The sequence below is a fragment of the Bacillus cereus ATCC 14579 genome (genome assembly GCF_000007825.1).
In the GTDB taxonomy this organism is placed as follows: Bacteria; Bacillota; Bacilli; order Bacillales; family Bacillaceae_G; genus Bacillus_A; species Bacillus_A cereus.
In genome coordinates, this window is sequence record NC_004722.1 from 4,640,836 (window position 1) to 4,661,970 (window position 21,135).

The window sequence follows — 21,135 nt, forward strand, 5'->3', positions numbered from 1 at the left end:
CATCCTTCACTATATTGTTTCTTTCATCATAACAAACCGAAATCTCTTATGCTATACACGAAAACTAAATACCGAACAATTGTAATATTTCAGATATTTCTTATTAGTTTTTCTTTTGTTTTTTCAAAAAAATTTGCAGGAATTTGGCGTTTTACGTAGAATTTTATGTGTTAGTTGACTGACCATATATACAATGTCAACTACCAATATTTTTCTATATGAATATTTGTTAAATTTCTGTAAAATTTAAGTAGATTAAAGCATGAATTTTATCATGTAGAGTACAATGGTAGTAACGACCTTCTTTCCTGAATGGGGTCAAAAAAACTAGTAGAGGAGTGGTTTTCTCTTGAAACCTACAACTACTCGTATGCTAACACGCATTAAATCAATTTATATGTACATCAATGAAAACGGAACGGTAACGACGAAAGACCTTGTAGATGAGTTCGGGATCACACCGCGAACGATACAACGTGATCTAAATGTGTTGCAGTTTAATGAACTCGTGTATAGCCCTTGCCGCGGTAAGTGGACAACAACAGGAAAGAAAGTGAGAATGACCTCATAACGAAAAATAATTGTATGGTAAATAAATACATACCCCTTTCTAATAATTAGAAAGGGGTCTTTTCTGCGCCTATAAAGGTACTACTTTTCAGTATCTACTTGATATGTTTTTAACATTTCTACTTCTTCATCTGTTAGCTCTCGGTATTGTCCAAGTTCTAGTTCTTCATCTAATACTAACGGACCCATCTCTGTTCTCTTTAGGTAGACTACTTTTTTTCCTACCGCTTCAAACATACGCTTCACTTGATGGAATTTCCCTTCCGTAATCACAAGCTCAATTTCAGAAATATCATCGCTTTTCAATATTGTAAGTGCACCTGGCTTTGTTTCATAGCCATCGTCTAAAATAACACCTTTAGCAAATTCTTTTACATCCTCTTCTGTTACTACTCCTGCAACGTGTGCATAATATTTTTTCGGCACATGCTTTTTCGGAGATAATAATTGATGTGATAACTTCCCATCATTTGTTATCAATAAGAAGCCTTCCGTATCGATATCAAGTCGTCCAACTGGGAACGGATCAAAGATTGCATCTTCTAATTCTAATAAATCTATTACTGTTTCATGATTATCATCTTCCGTCGCTGAAATAACACCTTGTGGTTTATGCATCATTAAGTAAACAAATTCTTTGTATTCCACAACTTCACCGTGAATCATAACTTCTTGCTCTTCTACATTTACATGAACTTTCGCATCTTTTACTGGCGTTCCATCAATTTTCACAACGCCATCTTTCAATAATTTCTTTACTTCTTTTCTACTTCCATATCCCATATTTGCTAATAATTTATCTAATCTCACGTTTTTCACCTTCTTTATTTATCATAGAAAAGGGGACGTAATTACGCCCCTCTTGATTTCAACTTTATTTTAAATCTACTACCAAGTTTACGTTGAATTTTATCTAATGCTTCTCCACCAAATACTCTTTCAAGTACTCCTGTGCGAATTGCTAACAATCCGTAAACAAGACCGCCAATACCTGCACAAATCGCAACTGTTATAAGAGCACCAATACGGCCATCAGGCGAAATCATGAAGGATAGAATCCATTGTGATAGTTTTACAGCAACGACCATTATAAGTGTCAGTACTGCAATTTGGAATGTTCTTTTATATACAACACCGAATGAATAGTGTGCGTATTTTTTAATTTGTTGATTTGTGTACCAAACAGAAGCTAAGAAACCAACTGCTGTCGCTAGAATTGCTCCTACTGTACCGAAATAACGAATAAAGATTACGTTACATACAAATTTCAAAATAACGCCCATTATAAGCGCAATAATCGCATGCTTCTGCTGGTTAATACCTTGCAGGATTGCTGCTGTTACTGTAAATAAAGCGAATAACAACGCAACTGGTGCATACCACATTAATACTTGTCCACCTAGTGGATCTGAATCGTAAAACGCAGTATAAATTGGATATGCAAGTGAAGAAATACCGACAACTGCTGGCAATGTTAAAAACATATTTGCCTGGAATGTTTGTGTAATTTGTAATTTCAAATAGCGGTATTGTTTTTCAGTAAATGATTTTGTGATTGCTGGTACAAGCGTTAAACTAAACGCTGTTGCAAGTGATACAGGAATCATAATTAACTTATGCGTCCACATTGTGAAAATACCGAGAGCTCGCTCTGCGATATCACCTTGACCAATCGCCTGCATAATTGAGTTAAATGTCAATGTATCAATTTGTTGATATAAAGGAATTGTTAACCCAATTACAACGTAAGGAATCGCATATGCAAATAACTCTTTAAACAATTGAACGGTGCTTACTGTTGATTCTGGTACAGTTTGTTCAATTAAATATTGATCCAAATATTTTTTACGTTTTAGCCAGTACCAAATTAACACACCGAGTGCTCCAACCGCTGAAACGAACGCAGCAAATGTCGCTACTCCAACTGCTGTTGCAACAGTACCGCCAAGTACTTTAATAACGATAAAACTACCTGCTAATAAAAAGACGATACGAATAATTTGTTCAATAATTTGTGAAACGGTAGTTGGTCCCATAGACTGGTGACCTTGGAAATAACCACGAATTAAACTCGCTGCTGGTACAACAATAAGCGCGAAGCTTACAAGACGAATGATCGTCGTAACTTCTCCTACATTATTGTGTATACTTTGTTTACCAAGCATCGCTTCTGCAAACAATGGCGCCGTCATGTACAGTACTAGGAACGAAAGAACTCCTGTTACTATCATCATAACCATTCCCGAGCGGAACATTCTCCGGCTCGTTTTATAATCGCCAAGCGCATTATATTTGGAAACAAATTTTGAAACAGCAAGTGGCACACCTGCCGTTGCGATACTTAAAAAGATCGTATATGGAATGTATCCATATGTATAGAGCGTTCCGCCTTCTGTTCCTACTAATGCATGAAACGGAAAGACGTAAATCATGCCTAAGAACTTTACTAAAAATGTCCCTAGCGTAACAATAAGCGTTCCGCGCAGAAATTTCGAATCGGACATACAAAAATCCTCCTACATCTACATAAAGTGAAACTATAATTAGTTGGAGACTTCTCTCCTACTCCTTATTAGTTGAACCATTCGAGCATTTACAGGCTAACAGACTCCCTATTTACTTCTCCTAAATCTTGAGGTTTTAGTCTTATCGCCTACAAATGGCAGGATAGTGCTGAACTCTAACTTTTGTATTGTACCACAATTCTCTCATTAAGCAGTACTTCACTCTATTTTTCTTTTAAGGGAAAACATGCTATTCTTTTAGGCAGGAAATGTAGAAAATGAGGTCGATATATTATGCATTATGATGTTATTGTCATCGGCGGCGGTCCTTCTGGGCTAATGGCTGCAATTGGTGCTGCAGAAGAAGGCGCAAATGTCTTACTTCTTGATAAAGGAAATAAACTTGGGCGTAAACTTGCAATTTCTGGTGGCGGACGCTGTAACGTAACGAACCGTCTACCACTTGATGAAATTGTTAAACATATACCAGGAAACGGTCGCTTCTTATACAGCGCTTTTTCTATTTTTAATAATGAAGATATTATTACATTCTTCGAAAATCTCGGTGTTAAATTGAAAGAAGAAGACCCCGGTCGCATGTTCCCTGTGTCAAACAAAGCACAATCTGTTGTAGACGCACTTTTAACACGATTAAAAGACTTAGGTGTAAAAATTCGTACAAATACGCCTGTTGAAACGATTGAATATGAAAATGGTCAAACAAAAGCAGTTATACTGCAAACAGGCGAAGTGTTAGAAACAAATCACGTCGTTATCGCTGTTGGCGGAAAATCAGTTCCTCAAACTGGATCTACTGGAGACGGATATGCTTGGGCTGAAAAAGCGGGTCATACAATCACAGAATTATTCCCAACAGAAGTACCTATCCTTTCAAACGAGCCGTTTATACGTGACCGCTCATTACAAGGTCTTGCTTTACGTGATATAAACTTAAGTGTATTAAATCCGAAAGGAAAAGCTATCATTTCTCACAAAATGGACATGCTCTTCACTCATTTCGGCCTATCTGGACCTGCTGCTCTTCGCTGTAGCCAATTCGTCGTGAAAGCACTGAAAAAGTTTAAAACGAATACAATACAAATGAGTATTGATGCATTGCCAGAGGAAAATAGTGAACAACTATTTCAGCGCATGCTGAAACAAATGAAAGAAGATCCGAAAAAAGGAATTAAAAACGTTTTAAAAGGTTATGTTCCTGAACGTTACTTCCTATTCTTATTAGAAAAAAATGAAATTGACGGCAGCGAACAAGCTGGACAAGTTTCTCACGAAAAGATTCGTGCACTTGTGAAAGACTTTAAAGAGTTTACTGTGAATGTAAATGGTACGCAGTCAATTGAAAAAGCATTCGTTACTGGCGGAGGTGTATCCGTGAAAGAAATTAATCCGAAAGAAATGTCTTCTAAATTTACGAACGGCTTATATTTCTGCGGAGAAGTTCTTGATATTCATGGTTATACTGGTGGCTATAATATTACATCAGCCCTTGTTACTGGTAGAATTGCTGGAACGACTGCTGGAGAAAACGCGAAAATGCAATATTAAAAAAAGAAACAGGGATTCCTGTTTCTTTTTTAATATTGCCATGAAATCATTATCGGCGATTTCTCAAATATATCGACTTACCGACAAGAAGCGACAAACATCTGCTCCATGTAACTTTCCATTGCTTTTTTGTTGCTTTATATACCTTAGTACCTTTATATTTTATATTGTTGAATATTTAAAAAGGGTAAGGGGAAAACAAATGAGAAAAAAAGTCATGATGTCTTTAATGTTAATGACGTTTCTTTCTGCGGTAGAAGGAACGATTGTTAGTACAGCAATCCCTCGTATAACGAGTGATTTGTCAGGCGTCGAACTTGTTAGTTGGGTATATGCAATTTATATGCTTGCAACAGCTGTTTCGACTCCAATATACGGAAAGCTCGCTGATTTATTTGGCCGTAAAAAAGTTTTACTGATCGGAGCTACAATCTTTTTAGTCGGTTCTGCACTTTGCGGAGTCGTTACATCGATGGAACAATTAATCTTCTTCCGCGCGCTTCAAGGTATCGGTGCTGGTGCTGTTATGCCAATCACAATGACGATTATTGGAGACTTATATAGCGAAGCGAAAGACCGCGCGAAAGCACAAGGTTGGATGAGTGCCGTTTGGGGTGTATCCGGTGTTATCGGACCGTTAGTAGGTGGATTTTTAGTTGATTCCCTTTCTTGGCGTTATATTTTCTTCCTAAACGTTCCATTCGGAATTATCGCTTGCTTAATGATTGCAATTTACTACAAAGAATCTATTAAACCTGCTAAGCATCATATCGATTATCTTGGTGCAACAGTCTTCTCATTAAGTACAATCGCTCTACTATATGCATTATTAACAGGTAGCAGTAAGCAAAACTGGGGAGACATGACAATTATCGGCCTATTAATCTTTGCCGCTATTTCATTTATTATTTTCTTATTCATCGAGAAGAAATCTCCGGAACCATTAATTCCGCTAGCACTTTTCTCTAACCGTACATTATCTACGATAAATATATTAACTCTTATTGCTGGCGCAATGATTATTAGTATTACAATGTACCTTCCAATTTGGAGCCAAGGTGTATTAGGGAAAAACGCTACAGAAGCTGGACTTATTTTAATGCCAATTCCTGTTATGTGGACATTTGGCGCTATTTTCTCTGGTAACTTAGTAGGCAAATTAAAAACGAAACAAATCATTTTACTTGGAGCTAGCATTTTATCAGTCGCTACGTTCTTATTATTTACACTATCAACAAATTCACCATCGTTCCTTATTTATGTAGCAGTCGGATTATTCGGCTTAGGAATGGGGCTTGTGACACCGATTTACATGGTAACAATTCAAGCAGCCGTACCAGCTCATACACGCGGAACAGCTGTTGGTTTAAACACATTTATTAATACATTTAGTCAAACGTTAGGTGCTGCAATATTCGGTACAATCTTCAATACGATGATTCACGCACGTGGTATTAAAAATCTTGATCTTGTATCTGGTGGACATGGCGGTACTACAGCAAACGTAGTAACCGAATCGCAATCTGCATTAGCATCAAGCGTACACGTCATTTATATGAGCACTTTCGTATTAGCAGTATTTACATTAATTATCGCTTGGCTCTTATTAAAGCCAGCTACACAAACAAGTGAGCAACAATAAAAAGGATGACCATTTTGGTCATCCTTTTTATTCTTCATTCTCCACAATATGTTTCAGCATGGATAATTTATTATCCCAAAAACGTTCATAATACGAGAGCCATTGTTGTAATTCTTCTAATGGTTCTGGATGCAAACGATATATCTTCTCTCTTCCGCTTTTTCTTCCACTTACTAAATTCGCTTCCGAAAGAATATGAAGGTGCTTTACAACCGCAGTACGACTCATCGGAAAATGATCCGTTATTTTGGAAATCGGTAACTCTTTGTCACTTAATAACCGTATTACTTCTCGGCGGGTTGGATCAGCAATTGCTTGAAATACATCATATTTCGCTGCTGACGAGGACACTTAGCCTTCGACAACCTTTTTCAGTTTTTCATTTACAATCGCTACCCAACCACCGCTCATTCTATCGCGAATAATAGAGCTCTTCGCATTTGCTTTCGGAAGAATTTCATCAGGATGTTTCCAGCCGCCGTGAATTAACGTAAATTCTGTTTTGTTATCTCCTAAGTCTTTCAAATCAAATGAAACAACCCAGCCATCTGTATCCCATGAGAAAGATAAATGGTTTGGTTCATCAATTTCTAATACTTTACATGGTGATGGCCCAAATGGTGATTGCACATGAAATTCATGTCCTACCTCTAATACAAAATCATTTGGCATAAACCATGACGCAATCCCTTCTGCAGTTGATACTACACTCCATACCTTTTGAATAGACGCGTTAAAAACGATTGTTTGTTTAATATCATTTAATGTATTTTGTTGTTCCATTTTCATTCTCCTTTACTCGGCGTTACAACATAACACCTTTTGGTTATACTTCGATAATATAACACCTTTTAGTTTCATGTCAACGCTAATTCTTTTACTGTTGAGAAATTCTCAACATTTTTTCAACAGGACAAACACCCTCTTAGCATTTCCTCATAATATACTCACAAAGGCAATACAAAATAAAAACTTCTTTCAACATGAAACTCCATCATTCATCTTGAAAGAAGCGCCTTACTTATATCATGCGTACTTCGTCTCTCCTCCTTCCCTCAAGGGACAATACGCGAGATATGACAAAGTCAGAAGGAATATGCCCACCATTTGAGTAGGTAGTTATTTCTCTTCTCCTCAACATTTCCTCAGGAGCGAAATGACTACCGACTCACTTTTTTCAAACAAAAATAAAAAGGGGATGAAAGCTATGTTCTATTGTATTAACTGCTCTGATATTCACCATGAAAAACATCCAAATGATAAAGTATTCAAAAACGGTTTTTATATTGATCCATTTTTAGGTGATCGTTATCACCTTGGTATGTGTAAAGATGCCCAAAACCATGAAACAGGGGAGCCTCTTTTAACGACAAAGAAATTAGGCACAACCCAATCTATTATGAACGTATTACCGACACATGTTGTCCCAACATAAAACATAAAAAAAGAGCTGGGTGAGCCAGCTCTTTTTTATGCTTTATAAACGATCATTGCTGAAAAACAATAAATTTGGTTTTCATCGTCGTTAATAGAAACACCAACTTGATACTTAATATCTACAAAGTTGCTATCATCAATCTTTTTCAAAAACACATTCACAGCGTCTTCTAAGTCTTTTTCGTGACTTTCATCAAATACTTTCACACGAATCATGTTAACACCGTCCTAGATCGCAGCCCTCGGCCGCTTGATTATTGCCACGGTGCGTATCTATGATGCGATAAAACTTTCCATTCTCATATATATATCCGTCTTCTAACACATATTCTTTATCTTCAGTATAGACATAAAACTTACCTATCATAAATTTACTCGTATATAATTCCAAATAATTTTGTCTAAATTTAGCTACAACTTTATTTGTAATATCAATTTTTATTGTGCGCCCCACCTTCTCTCCCTCCTTTGCAAAGAACGGATTTAGGTATATTGTATTAGCGCTTTTACATTTTATGCTTAAAAATAAGTGGATATGCCTTCTTTCTTCACCTGTACTATTTTTCTAAAAAAATCACGATAAATAAGGTCCCAAAAAAAAAGCATAAAAAAGCACTTTATCTTATTGACTCGAATATAAATATTATGTTATTATATAAAATTTGACATTTTTACATACGTATGCTATCATTAAAAGTGGTTACCACATATGGAGGTGGATGATTTGTTTCAAATTGGTGATAAAATCGTTTATCCAATGCACGGTGCAGGAATCATCGAAGCAATTGAAGAGAAAGAAATATTAGGTACTTCACGTCAATATTGTGTGATACGCATCATTAGTAAAGATATGCAAGTAATGCTTCCGATGGATCAATTAAAAAAATCAGGTATTCGTTATATCGTTGATCGAGGTACGTTAGATGATATACTTCTTGAATTTCAAAACGGGGAGTCAGACCCATCACTCTCATGGAAACAAAGATATACAATGAATATGGAAAAAATGAAAAACGGCAATTTACAAGATAGCGCAGAAGTTGTTCGGGATTTACTTCGCCGCAATAAAGAGAGAACTTTAAATGCGAGTGAAAAACAAATGCTAGATAACGCCCGAAAAATGATGATCAGTGAAGTTGCACTCGTACAAAATGTTTCTGAACATCAAGCAACAGAATTTCTTCAAGATACAATTAATCACTAAATTTAAAATAGCCGGCCGCTATTTTTTTTTGTAAAAAAAGGACGAAGAGTTTTATCTCTTCGTCCTTTTTTATTACCCACGCCCAGCTTGAAACGATGGATATAACGTCATTCCACCATCTGCAAATAGCGTAATGCCCGTTACATAACTCGCCTCTGAAGAAGCGAGCCAAGTTGCTACTGCTGCAATTTCTTCAGGGTTTCCAATATAGCCCATCGGTATCATACTTTCTACGTCAGCACGTTTTTTAGGATCAGCAAACTTTTCTGCATTAATCGGGGTATTAATTGCACCTGGTCCAATATTATTTACTCGAATACCTTTTGGCGCATATTCTAGCGCTAACGTTTCTGTCATCAGTTTAATACCACCCTTACTCGCTGCATAGTGCACAAATAGTGGCCACGGAATTTTCTCATGAACACTAGACATATTAATGACAGAACCTTTAATATCATGTTCTACAAAATATTTAATCGCTTCACGACTTCCTAAAAAAGCACCTGTTAAATTTGTATTAATTACCCTATTCCAATCTTCAAGCGGCATTTCATGCGACGGTACCGCGTTTTCTATCCCTGCATTATTAATCATAACGTCAAGCGTACCAAACTCTTTCACAGCAGATTGAATGAGATTCACAACATCTGATTCGACGGTTACATCACCTTTTACAGCAATCGCTTCGCCGCCTACCTTTTTAATTTCTTCTAACACATCATTCGCTTCTGATTCTCGTGAGCGATAATTAATAACCACTTTCGCTTTTTCCTTAGCAAACCTCACTCCCATCGCTCTTCCAAGACCAGTTGCTGATCCTGTAATAACGACAACTTTCCCTGCTAAATCACTATACATTTCCATACCTCCTTTAACTTTTGGCTATACCTAACATAATTCCGGCTGCGATAATAAAAACAATACCGACAACGATACCCGTTAATTGACGTTTCGTTTTCTTTTCACCTAATATAAGGATCCCACCAAGCGTGGAAATAATAATTCCCATTTGCGATAGCGAGAAACTTGTTGCGACTCCAACACGCGGCTGCGAAATGAATAAAAACATATTTCCAGCTGCCCAAATTAATCCTGGAATAATATTTCGGATTGCATATTTATTAAATGGATGATGTTTAAAGGTAAGCAAAATCCCACCTAACACCATACCAACTGCTTGTGGCAACAAAGCTGACCAACCATCTACGTTAAATAGTCTAATCACTACTACGTAAACTAAATAGCCGACTGTTGAAATTAATAAAATTACGATACCTCTTTTAAAGTTTGCTGCTTGCTCTGCATTCTTTTCTTCTTCACTTTGAAGCGATGTTAAAATAACACCGATAATAATACAAACGAGCGCTAAAATCCCAAGGACGACCGATATTGTCGTGGACCATTCATGAAATACGATAACGCCAAATAAAGTCGTCGCGACTAATTGAAGGCCTGTTGAAATTGGCATCGTCCTCGAAACACCCATTAAATCAATACTTTTCAATTGATTTGCCTGACCAAGCGCCCAAAATAAACCTGACACAACTCCAACTCCGATAACGGTAGGTGTTAATACTGGCTTCATAAAAATATAAACAACAATTGAGAAAATAAGTGCTCCAAACGTTGTTCCGAGCGTTTGACTATACGGTCCCCCGCCCAGTTTTACGTTAAATAGCACAATACTTCCCCAAAATATAGCTGGTAAAATCGCTAAAAATATATCCATCACTCATTACCTTTCTTTACTAAATGCATAGGTTATCACTCTAAGTCATTAGAGTGAGCTTTTATTTTTTCTTTTTCCCGTTCACAAACTTTTTCTGCAATAGCGTCAGAAACATTCTTTTCTCGCTCCACTTTCTTTATCTTTACGTGATCTAAATGGTCTTCCAAAGTAAGCGTAACTCTATCGTTCGGGGGATTATGCGCTCCTTGAAATGTAAGAAATTGTAGCTTCACTTCATACCTAGGAACAAATTCATCTTTCTTGCCGAGACGCTTTATATTTATAACTGAAGCACATTCATATTGATCTTCTTTCACTTGTCTAATAACTGAATAGTACCTATTTGATAATGCACTCTCTAAAAGCTGTTCTCTTGATTCTTTCGCGAAAGAATCACTTGGAGAAGAGAAAAAAGACGCACATAGCATTGTCATAACTACACATATTTTTTTCATAATTCCCTCCTTGTTCTATAGATTAGTGTTCTCAAAACTGCCATAAAAAAACGACTTTCCCTATATAGGAAAGTCGTTTTAATGAATCCAATATTAACCACCGCTCACTGGTGGGATTAGTGCAACAACATCACCAGATTGGACCCTGTCATCTTCATTTGCATATTCTTCATTAATCGCAACCATAATTGGCTCTGAAACTGGTACATTATATTCGTTCGCAACAACATCTTTTAACTGTGCAACCGTAATATTTTCTTTCTCTATTTGTAATTCACTTGTCCCTGCTTCTTCTTGCAAGTGCGCAAATAACAATACTCGAATCATACTTATAGCTCCTTCCCAGGCTCTCCCGCCGGATATGGTGTTTTTTCTAATTGATCACCAATCCATGAGTCACCATCTTCCCAAAACTCTTTTTCCAAATCGGAACAATTTGTTTTATGCGTTCCATAATATATTCGTTCGCTTCATAAGCCGCTTTACGGTGTGGTGTTGAAACAGCAACAACAACCGCTATATCAGAAATTTGCAACGTACCGATGCGATGTGTAATCGCAACGTGTGTACCTGGCCATTTCTCTTTCACTTCTAATCCGATTTTCTCTAGCATCTTTTCTGCCATCGTTTTATAAGCGACATATTCTAAGTATAATGTACGACGCCCTTTCGTAAACTCTCTAACCGTTCCAATAAATGTTGTAACAGCACCGCATTCACGTCGAATTACTTTCTTCGTTACCTCTTCAATCGAGATTTCTGTATCAATTACTTCATAATATGTATTTGTCATTTCGCACTCCTAACCGTTTGTAAAAACCAGTCTATGTACAACTCTTCTTCTGTTATATGAAATACTTTATATTCTTCTCGTATATTTACTGGGACATCATACCACGTAATAACCGCCACTATATTTTCTACTTTATGTAAAAGCTCAGCATCTTCCGCAGAACGAAGTAACACTACTTTCGGGTAGTTCTCTTTTTTATAGCCCTCTATTAAAATTGTATCCACTTTAAAAAACTCATATAAGCGAATAATTTCTTGCAAGGACCATTTCTTTCTTAGTGAAGAAAGTGAAAGTAATCCAGCACCTTCTACACTACTTACGACAGCACCAGCTTTACGGTGTCGTTCGCTATCTTTTTGCGCTACTTCTGGAAAACCTCCGTGCCCGTGATGTTTAATTGTAGCAACTTTCATTTCGCTTTCGGCTAATGCATGCACAATTTTCTCTACAAGTGTCGTTTTTCCGCTATTTTGATACCCTACTATTTGTAAGATTGAAGGGGCTTCGCCCATGGCCACTCACATCCCTCAGAGTGCTCTAACAATAATACGGATACTTTCATTCCGGTCTCAAATCCTCTCGTTCCTCCGGGTAACACGATAAAAGCATTCGCATCTGCAAGTGAAGATACCGCACTCGATTTATCTAAACCAACCGGCATCGCTTGTAACGCCCCATCCACAATTGTTACGTTCGCTCTTACGAAACGAGTAAATGGATTTGGCTTCGGAAAATCTTTTTGTAAAATAGCATCCGCTCTATATACGTGAGGTTCCTTCGCATACAAATACGTTTTTATAATTGGATGCACAAATAATTCAAAGCCTACATAACAAGCAGACGGATTTCCTGATAAACCAAAGAGTAACTTTCCATCAACTTCAGCTACTGTCGTTACACTTCCGGGCCTCATGGCTATCTTATTAAAGAGTACATTTGCCTGTAATCTTTCATAAATAGCTGGTAAGTAGTCATAATCTCCTACTGATACACCGCCTGTTGTAATTAAAATGTCGACCTCATCCATCGCTGATTGAACAGCTGTAAAACATGCATCTAACTCATCCGCGAGTTGACCATAATAACGAACTTTCCCGCCAGCTTTCATAATTTGAGCTGCGATCATATACGAGTTACTATTTCTAATTTTCCCCGGTTCTAACGGCTCATGTACTTCTAATAATTCACTTCCTGTCGTTACAATACCGACAACAGGCTGTTTTACAACTTTCACCGTGCTATATCCAAACGTTGCTAGTAAGGCCGCAACACCTGGATTAATTGCAACACCTTTCTTAACGAGAACTTGATTTTGTTTTATATCTTCTCCTTTAAACGACACATTGTCACCGTTATTAAAAGGGCGTTTTAACTTCATATATGTTTTCCCGTTCTTCTCAAACCCTTCTGTCAGCTCTAGCATTACGACTGCATTGCAATCTTCTGGAATAGCTGCTCCTGTCATAATGCGAATTGCTTCAAAAGCTCCTACTTCCTCTAAAAAAACGGAACCCGCCCCGATTTCTCCTATTACTTCAAATTCAACTGGATTCTCTTGAGTTGCTTCTTTCGTATCTTCTGCTCGAATGGCGAAACCATCGTAAGGGGAACGATCAAAATGAGGAACGTCATGATCTGAGACAACATCTTCCCCGAGAATTCTCCCGTAACTTTCCGTAATAGAAATTTCTTCTACTTCACCATGCTTCGCATATTTCATTACCCGTTCTACTGCCTCAGCAACTTGAATTGGAATTCGTTTTTCTACCATCGTTTCTCACCTCATATTTGCAATTTTTTTTATCTCGATTAAACTTTATATATTCAATAGAAATTACTTCAAGGAGGAATTCCATGTCTTCATTTACACATTTCAATGACCAAGGACGCGCAAAAATGGTTGATATAAGCGACAAAAAAGCAACCGTTCGAACAGCAATTGCGTGCTCTAGCATTGTCGTTACGAAAGAAATTTACGATAAAATCTCTCACAATGAAATTGGGAAAGGTGACGTATTAGCAGTTGCGCAAATCGCAGGCATTATGGCCGCGAAACGTACTTCTGATATTATCCCAATGTGCCACCCTTTATTATTAAAAGGTGTTGACGTTTCTTTCGATTGGAAACAATCAGAAGAACAATATCGTTTACTCATTGAAGTAAAAGTTAAAACAGAAGGTAGCACCGGTGTTGAAATGGAAGCTTTAACAGCTGCTTCCGCTACCGCTCTTACTGTGTATGATATGTGTAAAGCTGTCGATAAAGGTATGATTATCGGTGAAACGTACTTACTTGAAAAAACAGGTGGAAAAAGTGGAGATTATACGAGAAATTCATAATCCTCTCTCCGTTGAGCCTAAAGGGTTTCCTTTAGGTTCAACCTATATATCTTGCATATAAACTTTTCGCTACATTCATATCATTCGTCCCATGAATGAACGCCCTGCCATCTGTAAATAAAACAAAACGATATTCTTCTACCGGAAATGATAATAAATAAGGTGTCGCCTTTATCTCTACGCTTCTTTGTAAGCGTTTTTTAATTTCTTCTAAATTAAAATTCTTCCGCACACCCGGGCGAATTTGTACTGTATTCCGCCCACATAACACTTCTGTTTTCGTTTGTCCTTCAAATGTTAAACTCGGATATGTACGTAACCTTCCGCAAGATAAACAAGTATCTTTTTTCTGCCTATTCACTTTAAATGCCATCTGTTGATTATTCCAAAGATCAAACGATAACATCGTTTCACGAAGCGCACCAAAGTCTTCTACTAATATTTTCAGCGCTTCCGTAATTTGATGCGCAACTACTAATTGTACTGCCGGTTGTATAATACCAGCTGTGTCACATGTTGCACCGCTCGCTGGATGCTCCATTAAACAGCGAAAACACGGTGTTTTCCCTGGTAAAATTGTATACGTTACTCCGTAGCTTCCGACACACCCACCATATATCCACGGAATATTATACTTTTGTGAAATATCATTAATAAGAAGACGCGTTTCAAAATTATCTGTCGCATCTAATATTAAATCTACATCATTCACTAATTCTTCCATTTCTTGCACCGTTACATCCGTCACAACCGGATTTATTTCCACCTCAGAATTAATCGCTTTTAAATGTTCTGCAGCCGCTATCGCCTTCGGTTTATACTGCTTTGCATCTTCTTCTGTATATAGTTGTTGTCTTTGTAAATTACTCCATTCTACATAATCACGGTCAGCAATCGTTACTTTTCCAACACCTGCTCTAACAATCGCTTCTGCATTTGCCGCACCGAGAGCACCAGCACCAATAATAAGCACATGCTTCTCTCTTATTTTTCTCTGTCCTTCTTCTCCAACACCAGAAAATAATATTTGTCTTGAATATCGCTCCTGCATGCGATAGCCCCCTTTCTTATCCTCCTATATAAGACATTTCGATTTTCGGACGATTTTTTGCACTTTCTTCTGTTCGTTCATCCGAATACCTATCTTTTCTATTCATCCATACATCTTGTATAACACTTAATAACTCCTCATCCGAAAGATTTCCTCTAAGAAGTTCTCTTACATCCAAACCCTCTGTCGCAAATAAGCACGTATAAAACTTTCCATCTGCCGAAATTCTCGCCCTCGTACAAGAGACACAAAATGACTCAGAAACAGATGTAATAAAACCAACTTCAACATTTGTTCCAACGTACCGATATCGCTTCGCAACTTCACCAAAGTAATGCGCTTCAGCTGGCTCAAGTGGATCCATCTTATGAATCATCTCAATCAATTCTCGTTTTGTAACGACTTGATCAAAATTCCACCCATTTGTACTACCAACATCCATAAACTCAATAAACCGAAGCGTGATTCCTTGCTCTTTAAAATACGCAGCCATCGGAAGTACTTGATGATCGTTCATCCCTTTTTTCACAACCATATTTACCTTTACTTCCAGCCCCGCCTCTTTAGCTGCTATAATTCCCTTAATTACCGGTTTCGTATTAATATTTCGACCATTAATATTCTTAAATATGTCGTCATCTATTGCATCTAAACTAACGTTCACTCTATGTAATCCAGCTTCTTTTAATGCCTTCGCTTGTTTCGTTAAATGTACAGCATTTGTCGTTAACCCTATATCTATTAGCCCATCAATTTTCACAAGACGTGCAATAAGTTTTGTTAAATCTTTACGAAGTAGTGGCTCACCGCCAGTAATTCTAATTTTTCGTACACCAATGTTAACAAATAATTTTGCCAAACGCTCAATTTCATCAAAAGTTAGTAAAAACTCATCTTTCAAAAAAGCATAATCTGACCCAAATATTTCCGCTGGCATACAATATGTACATCTAAAATTGCAACGATCAATGACAGATATACGTAAATCTTGAAGTGGGCGTCCAAAAAAATCTTTAACCATCTCCTGCATCGCCACCCTCCCTTTCTGCCAAATTTCTTTCTTTTCATTCTATTATAATATATTTTCGAACTGCGATGTTTTTGCTCAAGAGAATAATGTGAAACTTTAAATAATTAGAGGGGATCCCCTCCCCTGGTTAACGAGGTTTACTTACAAATACAAAGATAAAAAAACCTTGAAACATAAAAGTTTCAAGGTTTTCTGCTTATTAACTTAATCTAATAATAGTTAGGGTAGCCCCTGGCGTTGCTGTAGATAATGTAGCTACTGCAACTACTCCAAATAACTGTAAGCTAACAGCGGCTCCAGCAGGCAAGTTAGCGATTATTGTTGCACTAAATGAACCAGTAGCCACTGTCGGGGCATTTATCGTTCCCGCAAGCGGACTGCCATTTACAGTTATACGAGAACTTACAAGTAAACCTGCCGTTAAATTAATTGTATAGGCTATATAATAGTTTCCTGCATTCGCAACTGTAAATACAGTATTTCCACCACTAACGGTTATTCCTGGGCCAATATTTTGATTGTTCGGTAACGGTACGTTCGTACCCCCTAATAAAACGGAAATAGCGGTTCCTGATGTATTATTCGCAAACGCATACGTTGCAGTTGTACTAACTCCAGTCGCCCCGGTCGCTCCAGTGGCTCCAGCTCCGGTTGGACCTGTATCTCCAGTTGGACCTTGTGAACCGGTTGCTCCTGTAGCCCCCGTTGGACCTTGGATTCCTTGCGGGCCTTGAATTCCTTGGGGACCTTGAATCCCTTGTGGACCTGTAGCTCCGGTTGCTCCTGTAGCTCCCGTTGGACCTTGAATTCCTTGCGGGCCTTGAATTCCTTGTGGGCCTTGAATTCCTTGGGGACCTGTCGCTCCGGTTGCTCCTGTAACTCCCGTTGGACCTTGAATTCCTTGCGGGCCTTGAATTCCTTGGGGACCTTGAATCCCTTGTGGACCTGTAGCTCCAGTTGCTCCTGTAGCTCCCGTTGGACCTTGAATTCCTTGCGGGCCTTGAATTCCTTGCGGGCCTTGTGGGCCGGTCGGACCTATCTCTCCTTGCGGACCTTGGATTCCCTGTGGGCCTTGTGCCCCGGTTGCCCCTGTCGCTCCTTGGATTCCTTGAGGACCTTGTGGACCTTGAATTCCTTGGGAGCCGGTTGGACCTATGTCGCCTTGTGGGCCTTGAATTCCTTGGGGACCTTGTGCTCCGGTTGCCCCCGTTACTCCTTGGATTCCTTGGGGACCTTGAATACCCTGTGGACCGGTTGGACCTATCTCTCCTTGAACACCTTGGATTCCTTGCGGGCCCTGTAAACCCGTCACTCCGGTTGCTCCCGTTGCTCCTGTCACTCCAGTTGAGCCTGTCGCACCGGTATCTCCTGTTACTCCTGTCGCACCTGTTGCTCCTGTCGGGCCAGGTGGTCCACCTGATGGACCTGTCACTCCTGCCGGACCTGATGGCCCCGTTGGGCCGGTCGGTCCTGCTGGTCCTCCTGACGGGCCAGTCACCCCTGTTGGACCGGTTACTCCTGTTGGACCGGTAGTTCCTTCTCCCGTCGCTCCGGTTGCCCCCGTATCTCCTGTTGCTCCCGTCGGACCTTGCACTCCTTGAATTCCTTGTGGTCCTTGCACTCCTTGTGCACCTGTTGCTCCTTGAATCCCTTGTATTCCCTGCACTCCTTGTGCGCCCATCGGACCTGTTGGACCAATCGCCCCTTGTATTCCTTGCACTCCTTGGGGCCCCTCTGGACCGGTTGCTCCTATTTCCCCTTGTATCCCTTGAATTCCGGTTGCTCCTTGTGCTCCAGTTGCTCCCGTTATCCCTTGCACACCTTGTATTCCCTGTATTCCTTGTGGACCTTGTGGGCCGGTTGCTCCTTGCACTCCTTGAATGCCTTGTATTCCCTGAGGACCCTCTGGACCCGTTGCTCCAACTGGCCCTTGAACACCTTGTATTCTCTTGCGGCCCCTGCATCCCTCTGGCCTTCTGGGCCCGGTTGGACCTATCTCTCCTTGTATCCCTTGGATTCCAGTTGGACCTTGTGACCCAGTCGGACCTATGTCACCTTGCGGACCTTGGATTCCCTGTGGGCCTTGTGCTCCTGTTCCCCCTGTCGCTCCTTGGATTCCTTGAGAACCTTGTGGGCCTTGAATTCCTTGGGGGCCAGTTGGACCTATGTCGCCTTGTGGGCCTTGAATCCCTTGCGGACCTTGATCTCCTGTGGCCCCCGTTACTCCTTGAATTCCTTGGGGACCTTGAACACCTTGTGGCCCTGTTGGACCTATCTCTCCCTGCACACCTTGGATTCCTTGCGGACCCTGTAAACCCGTCACTCCGGTTGCTCCCGTTTCTCCTGTCGCTCCTGTCACTCCAGTTGAGCCTGTCGCCCCAGTATCTCCTGTTACTCCTGTCGCCCCGGTTGCTCCTGTCGGGCCAGGTGGTCCACCTGATGGACCAGTTACTCCCGCCGGACCTGATGGCCCCGTTGGGCCGGTCGGTCCTGCTGGTCCTCCAGACGGGCCTGTTACCCCTGTTGGACCAGTTACTCCTGTTGGGCCTGTAGTGCCTTCCCCTGTCGCCCCAGTTGCTCCCATATCTCCTGTTGCCCCCGTCGGACCTTGGATTCCTTGAATTCCTTGTGGACCTTGCACTCCTTGTGCACCCGTCGCTCCTTGAATTCCTTGTACTCCTTGCACTCCTTGTGGCCCCATCGGACCGGTTGGACCAATCGCCCCTTGAGCACCTTGCACTCCTTGTGGCCCCTCTGGACCCGTTGCTCCTATTTCCCCTTGTATCCCTTGAATTCCAGTTGCTCCTTGTACTCCTGTTGCTCCCGTTATCCCTTGCACACCTTGTATTCCCTGAATTCCTTGTGGGCCTTGTGGGCCTGTTGCTCCTACCGGTCCTTGAATGCCTTGTATCCCCTGTGGACCCTCTGGACCCGTCGCTCCAACTGGCCCTGGCACACCTTGTATTCCTTGCGGGCCCTGCAGTCCCTCTGGGCCTTCTGGACCTGTTGGTCCTATATCACCCATCGGACCTTGTATCCCTTGAACTCCCTGTGGCCCTGTTTCTCCTGATGGCCCTGGTACTCCTTGTATACCTTGTGGACCTTGATCTCCTGTGGCCCCTGTTACCCCTTGTGGCCCTATAACCCCCTGTATACCTTGTGGACCTTGATCTCCTGTTGCTCCCGTTGCCCCTTGAATACCTTGAACTCCTTGTATTCCTTGTTCACCAGTTACTCCCGTCGGACCAGGAATACCTTGAATACCCTGCGAACCTTCTGGACCTGTTGGCCCAATTGGTCCTTGAATCCCTTGGATTCCTTGCAAGCCCTGTGCTCCCGTACTTCCAGTCGGACCTGTACTTCCCGTTGCTCCTGTTACCCCTGTACTTCCTGTAGCCCCAGTATTCCCCGTTGCTCCAGTCGCACCTGTACTTCCACTCGGTCCACCACCTGGACCTGTCGCACCAGTCGGCCCCGTCGGACCAGGAGGTCCTCCAGATGGTCCAGTTATTCCAGTTGGACCTGTTATTCCAGTCGGGCCTGTTATCCCCTGACCAGTTGCTCCAGTCGCTCCGGTTGCACCTGTATTTCCACTCGGTCCTGGTGTTCCTTGTATCCCTTGTGCTCCTTGTATTCCTTGTGGACCAGTTGCACCCGGTAACCCTTGGACGCCTTGAATTCCTTGAGATCCCTCAGGTCCCGTCGCTCCAATTGGCCCCTGTAATCCCTGTATCCCTTGTATACCTTGTGCCCCAGTCGCTCCCGTTGGACCAATCGGACCTTGTAGCCCTTGCACACCCCCCGGTCCTGTCGCTCCAGTTTCTCCTTGTGGTCCTCTCAATCCTTGTGGCCCCTGCTGTCCTTCTGGTCCAGTTGCACCTATTGGACCAACTGATCCTTGTATCCCTTGCACACCTTGAGGTCCTGTCGGGCCCATCTCCCCCATCGGACCTTGTAATCCTCTTGGTCCTTGAGGTCCTGTTGGGCCTTGTGGACCGGTTGGACCAGTAATCCCTATACCTGTAAATCCAGTTGGAACAGGGGGGAAAGTAGGCCCAATAAGTTCTGGTGGAATTCTAAAATTAGAGCTTAACGAATTTTGCTTCCGATTATTATCACGATTCTTCACACTTTCACCACCTACAAACCGTCTTTTTCATAATAAATAAGCCTCTTCTTAATCTATTTACAAAAATAATTTCCAAGACTATTTTTATTTTAAATAATAAAAACTCCCTTAATTCCTTAAGGGAGTCCTGCAATTGAATCCATATTATCTGTATTAGGGACAGCTTGTGCTATACCCGATGTATTTACACTTTGCCCCATATTTGTTCCTGTTACAGTACCAGCAGGAGTGCCTCTTGTATATGTTGTCGTCACCGAATCACCTGGCTGTAAACAAAGCTTCGTCTCCGTCCCTATTACTGTAACAACATCAACCCAAGTGCACCCCATTGAACCACTATATGATTTCGAAGCAGTAAATGAAGTATCACTCAAATTATCACCGGTAAATATATTCCCAGTGTTATTCACAATAACAAATTCTTTTATATGAGCAGGCATAATTACACTCTACCTTTCCTCTATGAACCTAATGTACGTGTACTTGTTGCTAACGGCGGAAGAAACACTGATGTTCTAATGACTGCTTCTGGCTGTCTTTTCCCATTAAAAAAAACAGCCGCACTCGACCCTCCAGCACCTGCATATACTTTTGCTACAGCTAAAGGCGAGATATCATAACAGTCGCCGACATTAACAGCTCCTGTATTATTCATAATTTTTACTTTACGCAAATTAATCCCCAT

The 21,135-nt window shown here is 40.6% G+C and carries 23 protein-coding genes and 1 pseudogene; 6 read left to right on the forward strand and 18 right to left on the reverse strand.

The features are described 5' to 3' along the window. Positions 1–349: 349 nt before the first annotated feature. Positions 350–571 (forward strand): DeoR family transcriptional regulator, encoded by a 222-nt coding sequence (locus BC_RS23465; protein ID WP_000805512.1) that lies wholly within the window; start codon positions 350–352, stop codon positions 569–571. 80 nt (positions 572–651) lie between these two features. Here BC_RS23465 and BC_RS23470 read toward each other — a convergent pair whose 3' ends face one another. Together BC_RS23470 and BC_RS23475 are read right to left on the reverse strand one after the other, a co-directional pair. Next, the gene (locus BC_RS23470; RefSeq protein ID WP_001234947.1) at positions 652–1,380 is read right to left on the reverse strand and encodes a pseudouridine synthase; all 729 of its coding nucleotides are present in this window, start codon (positions 1,378–1,380) and stop codon (positions 652–654) included. Positions 1,381–1,421: 41 nt separating this feature from the next. Next, entirely contained in the window at positions 1,422–3,074 is a 1,653-nt protein-coding gene (locus tag BC_RS23475; protein WP_001284028.1) for a putative polysaccharide biosynthesis protein, read from the reverse strand. A 294-nt stretch (positions 3,075–3,368) separates the two neighbouring features. On the opposite strand from BC_RS23475, the gene BC_RS23480 reads away from it, so the two are divergent. Together BC_RS23480 and BC_RS23485 are read left to right on the forward strand one after the other, a co-directional pair. Further along, on the forward strand, positions 3,369–4,640 hold the full coding sequence (locus BC_RS23480; protein ID WP_000558868.1) for an NAD(P)/FAD-dependent oxidoreductase: 1,272 nt from the start codon (positions 3,369–3,371) through the stop codon (positions 4,638–4,640). A gap of 202 nt (positions 4,641–4,842) precedes the next feature. Further along, positions 4,843–6,282 carry an MDR family MFS transporter gene (locus tag BC_RS23485; RefSeq protein WP_001228021.1) on the forward strand — a complete coding sequence of 480 codons (1,440 nt, stop codon included), beginning with the start codon at positions 4,843–4,845 and terminating at the stop codon, positions 6,280–6,282. 27 nt (positions 6,283–6,309) lie between these two features. On the opposite strand, the gene BC_RS23490 is transcribed toward BC_RS23485, so the two are convergent. Next, positions 6,310–6,633 carry an ArsR/SmtB family transcription factor gene (locus BC_RS23490; protein WP_000098837.1) on the reverse strand — a complete coding sequence of 108 codons (324 nt, stop codon included), beginning with the start codon at positions 6,631–6,633 and terminating at the stop codon, positions 6,310–6,312. Further along, the gene (locus tag BC_RS23495; RefSeq protein WP_000437765.1) at positions 6,634–7,065 is read right to left on the reverse strand and encodes an SRPBCC family protein; all 432 of its coding nucleotides are present in this window, start codon (positions 7,063–7,065) and stop codon (positions 6,634–6,636) included. 424 nt (positions 7,066–7,489) lie between these two features. Between BC_RS23495 and BC_RS23500 the strand changes: the two genes are divergently transcribed. Further along, positions 7,490–7,717 carry a DUF3973 domain-containing protein gene (locus BC_RS23500; RefSeq protein WP_000498989.1) on the forward strand — a complete coding sequence of 76 codons (228 nt, stop codon included), beginning with the start codon at positions 7,490–7,492 and terminating at the stop codon, positions 7,715–7,717. Between the two features lie 35 nt (positions 7,718–7,752). On the opposite strand, the gene BC_RS23505 is transcribed toward BC_RS23500, so the two are convergent. Both BC_RS23505 and BC_RS23510 read right to left on the reverse strand, forming a co-directional pair. Then, positions 7,753–7,935: a sporulation protein Cse60 gene (locus BC_RS23505; protein ID WP_000621751.1), complete on the reverse strand. Its 183-nt coding sequence runs from the start codon at positions 7,933–7,935 to the stop codon at positions 7,753–7,755. A 1-nt stretch (position 7,936) separates the two neighbouring features. Further along, entirely contained in the window at positions 7,937–8,173 is a 237-nt protein-coding gene (locus tag BC_RS23510) for a DUF2553 family protein (protein ID WP_000533806.1), read from the reverse strand. Between the two features lie 255 nt (positions 8,174–8,428). On the opposite strand from BC_RS23510, the gene BC_RS23515 reads away from it, so the two are divergent. Further along, positions 8,429–8,923 (forward strand): CarD family transcriptional regulator, encoded by a 495-nt coding sequence (locus tag BC_RS23515; RefSeq protein WP_000451443.1) that lies wholly within the window; start codon positions 8,429–8,431, stop codon positions 8,921–8,923. A 72-nt stretch (positions 8,924–8,995) separates the two neighbouring features. Here BC_RS23515 and BC_RS23520 read toward each other — a convergent pair whose 3' ends face one another. From BC_RS23520 to moeA, 7 genes and pseudogenes are all read right to left on the reverse strand, one after another. After that, entirely contained in the window at positions 8,996–9,781 is a 786-nt protein-coding gene (locus BC_RS23520) for a glucose 1-dehydrogenase (protein WP_000286674.1), read from the reverse strand. 13 nt (positions 9,782–9,794) lie between these two features. After that, positions 9,795–10,652 (reverse strand): glucose uptake protein GlcU, encoded by an 858-nt coding sequence (glcU, locus tag BC_RS23525; RefSeq protein ID WP_000350861.1) that lies wholly within the window; start codon positions 10,650–10,652, stop codon positions 9,795–9,797. A gap of 35 nt (positions 10,653–10,687) precedes the next feature. Continuing rightward, positions 10,688–11,107 (reverse strand): DUF3888 domain-containing protein, encoded by a 420-nt coding sequence (locus BC_RS23530; RefSeq protein ID WP_000717683.1) that lies wholly within the window; start codon positions 11,105–11,107, stop codon positions 10,688–10,690. Positions 11,108–11,200: 93 nt separating this feature from the next. Then, positions 11,201–11,434 carry a molybdopterin converting factor subunit 1 gene (moaD, locus tag BC_RS23535; protein ID WP_000621778.1) on the reverse strand — a complete coding sequence of 78 codons (234 nt, stop codon included), beginning with the start codon at positions 11,432–11,434 and terminating at the stop codon, positions 11,201–11,203. Positions 11,435–11,436: 2 nt separating this feature from the next. Further along, positions 11,437–11,900 (reverse strand): annotated as a pseudogene (moaE, locus tag BC_RS23540) (molybdopterin synthase catalytic subunit MoaE). Continuing rightward, entirely contained in the window at positions 11,897–12,412 is a 516-nt protein-coding gene (gene mobB, locus BC_RS23545) for a molybdopterin-guanine dinucleotide biosynthesis protein B (RefSeq protein ID WP_000503325.1), read from the reverse strand. Before mobB ends, moaE begins: the two are co-directional and overlap by 4 nt. Beyond that, positions 12,382–13,671 (reverse strand): molybdopterin molybdotransferase MoeA, encoded by a 1,290-nt coding sequence (moeA, locus tag BC_RS23550; protein WP_000229690.1) that lies wholly within the window; start codon positions 13,669–13,671, stop codon positions 12,382–12,384. Before moeA ends, mobB begins: the two co-directional genes overlap by 31 nt. Positions 13,672–13,754: 83 nt before the next feature. Here moeA and moaC point away from each other — a divergent pair, with 83 nt between their 5' ends. Beyond that, positions 13,755–14,240 carry a cyclic pyranopterin monophosphate synthase MoaC gene (moaC, locus tag BC_RS23555; protein ID WP_000094146.1) on the forward strand — a complete coding sequence of 162 codons (486 nt, stop codon included), beginning with the start codon at positions 13,755–13,757 and terminating at the stop codon, positions 14,238–14,240. Positions 14,241–14,277: 37 nt separating this feature from the next. Here moaC and BC_RS23560 read toward each other — a convergent pair whose 3' ends face one another. The 5 genes from BC_RS23560 to BC_RS23580 form a co-directional block, all read right to left on the reverse strand. Continuing rightward, entirely contained in the window at positions 14,278–15,291 is a 1,014-nt protein-coding gene (locus BC_RS23560; RefSeq protein ID WP_001158098.1) for a molybdopterin-synthase adenylyltransferase MoeB, read from the reverse strand. A 16-nt stretch (positions 15,292–15,307) separates the two neighbouring features. Further along, positions 15,308–16,321, reverse strand: a complete 1,014-nt coding sequence (gene moaA, locus BC_RS23565) for a GTP 3',8-cyclase MoaA (protein WP_001157119.1) — start codon at positions 16,319–16,321, stop codon at positions 15,308–15,310. A 199-nt stretch (positions 16,322–16,520) separates the two neighbouring features. After that, positions 16,521–20,450 (reverse strand): BclA-related collagen-like exosporium protein, encoded by a 3,930-nt coding sequence (locus BC_RS23570; protein WP_000796079.1) that lies wholly within the window; start codon positions 20,448–20,450, stop codon positions 16,521–16,523. Between the two features lie 116 nt (positions 20,451–20,566). Then, a complete protein-coding gene (locus BC_RS23575; protein ID WP_001110858.1) occupies positions 20,567–20,890 on the reverse strand; it encodes a hypothetical protein in 324 nt (107 codons plus the stop codon). Positions 20,891–20,910: 20 nt separating this feature from the next. Then, positions 20,911–21,135, reverse strand: a complete 225-nt coding sequence (locus BC_RS23580; RefSeq protein ID WP_000512469.1) for a spore germination protein — start codon at positions 21,133–21,135, stop codon at positions 20,911–20,913.

Bases quoted from the DNA above. Each gene is read 5' to 3' on its own strand.
- BC_RS23475 (WP_001284028.1), bottom strand. From the start codon at position 3,074: ATGTCCGATTCGAAATTTCTGCGCGGAACGCTTATTGTTACGCTAGGG.
- BC_RS23480 (WP_000558868.1), top strand. From the start codon at position 3,369: ATGCATTATGATGTTATTGTCATCGGCGGCGGTCCTTCTGGGCTAATG.
- BC_RS23485 (WP_001228021.1), top strand. From the start codon at position 4,843: ATGAGAAAAAAAGTCATGATGTCTTTAATGTTAATGACGTTTCTTTCT.
- BC_RS23495 (WP_000437765.1), bottom strand. From the start codon at position 7,065: ATGGAACAACAAAATACATTAAATGATATTAAACAAACAATCGTTTTT.
- BC_RS23500 (WP_000498989.1), top strand. From the start codon at position 7,490: ATGTTCTATTGTATTAACTGCTCTGATATTCACCATGAAAAACATCCA.
- BC_RS23505 (WP_000621751.1), bottom strand. From the start codon at position 7,935: ATGATTCGTGTGAAAGTATTTGATGAAAGTCACGAAAAAGACTTAGAA.
- BC_RS23515 (WP_000451443.1), top strand. From the start codon at position 8,429: ATGGAGGTGGATGATTTGTTTCAAATTGGTGATAAAATCGTTTATCCA.
- BC_RS23520 (WP_000286674.1), bottom strand. From the start codon at position 9,781: ATGTATAGTGATTTAGCAGGGAAAGTTGTCGTTATTACAGGATCAGCA.
- glcU (WP_000350861.1), bottom strand. From the start codon at position 10,652: ATGGATATATTTTTAGCGATTTTACCAGCTATATTTTGGGGAAGTATT.
- BC_RS23530 (WP_000717683.1), bottom strand. From the start codon at position 11,107: ATGAAAAAAATATGTGTAGTTATGACAATGCTATGTGCGTCTTTTTTC.
- moaD (WP_000621778.1), bottom strand. From the start codon at position 11,434: ATGATTCGAGTATTGTTATTTGCGCACTTGCAAGAAGAAGCAGGGACA.
- mobB (WP_000503325.1), bottom strand. From the start codon at position 12,412: ATGGGCGAAGCCCCTTCAATCTTACAAATAGTAGGGTATCAAAATAGC.
- moeA (WP_000229690.1), bottom strand. From the start codon at position 13,671: ATGGTAGAAAAACGAATTCCAATTCAAGTTGCTGAGGCAGTAGAACGG.
- moaC (WP_000094146.1), top strand. From the start codon at position 13,755: ATGTCTTCATTTACACATTTCAATGACCAAGGACGCGCAAAAATGGTT.
- BC_RS23560 (WP_001158098.1), bottom strand. From the start codon at position 15,291: ATGCAGGAGCGATATTCAAGACAAATATTATTTTCTGGTGTTGGAGAA.
- moaA (WP_001157119.1), bottom strand. From the start codon at position 16,321: ATGCAGGAGATGGTTAAAGATTTTTTTGGACGCCCACTTCAAGATTTA.
- BC_RS23575 (WP_001110858.1), bottom strand. From the start codon at position 20,890: ATGCCTGCTCATATAAAAGAATTTGTTATTGTGAATAACACTGGGAAT.
- BC_RS23580 (WP_000512469.1), bottom strand. From the start codon at position 21,135: ATGGGGATTAATTTGCGTAAAGTAAAAATTATGAATAATACAGGAGCT.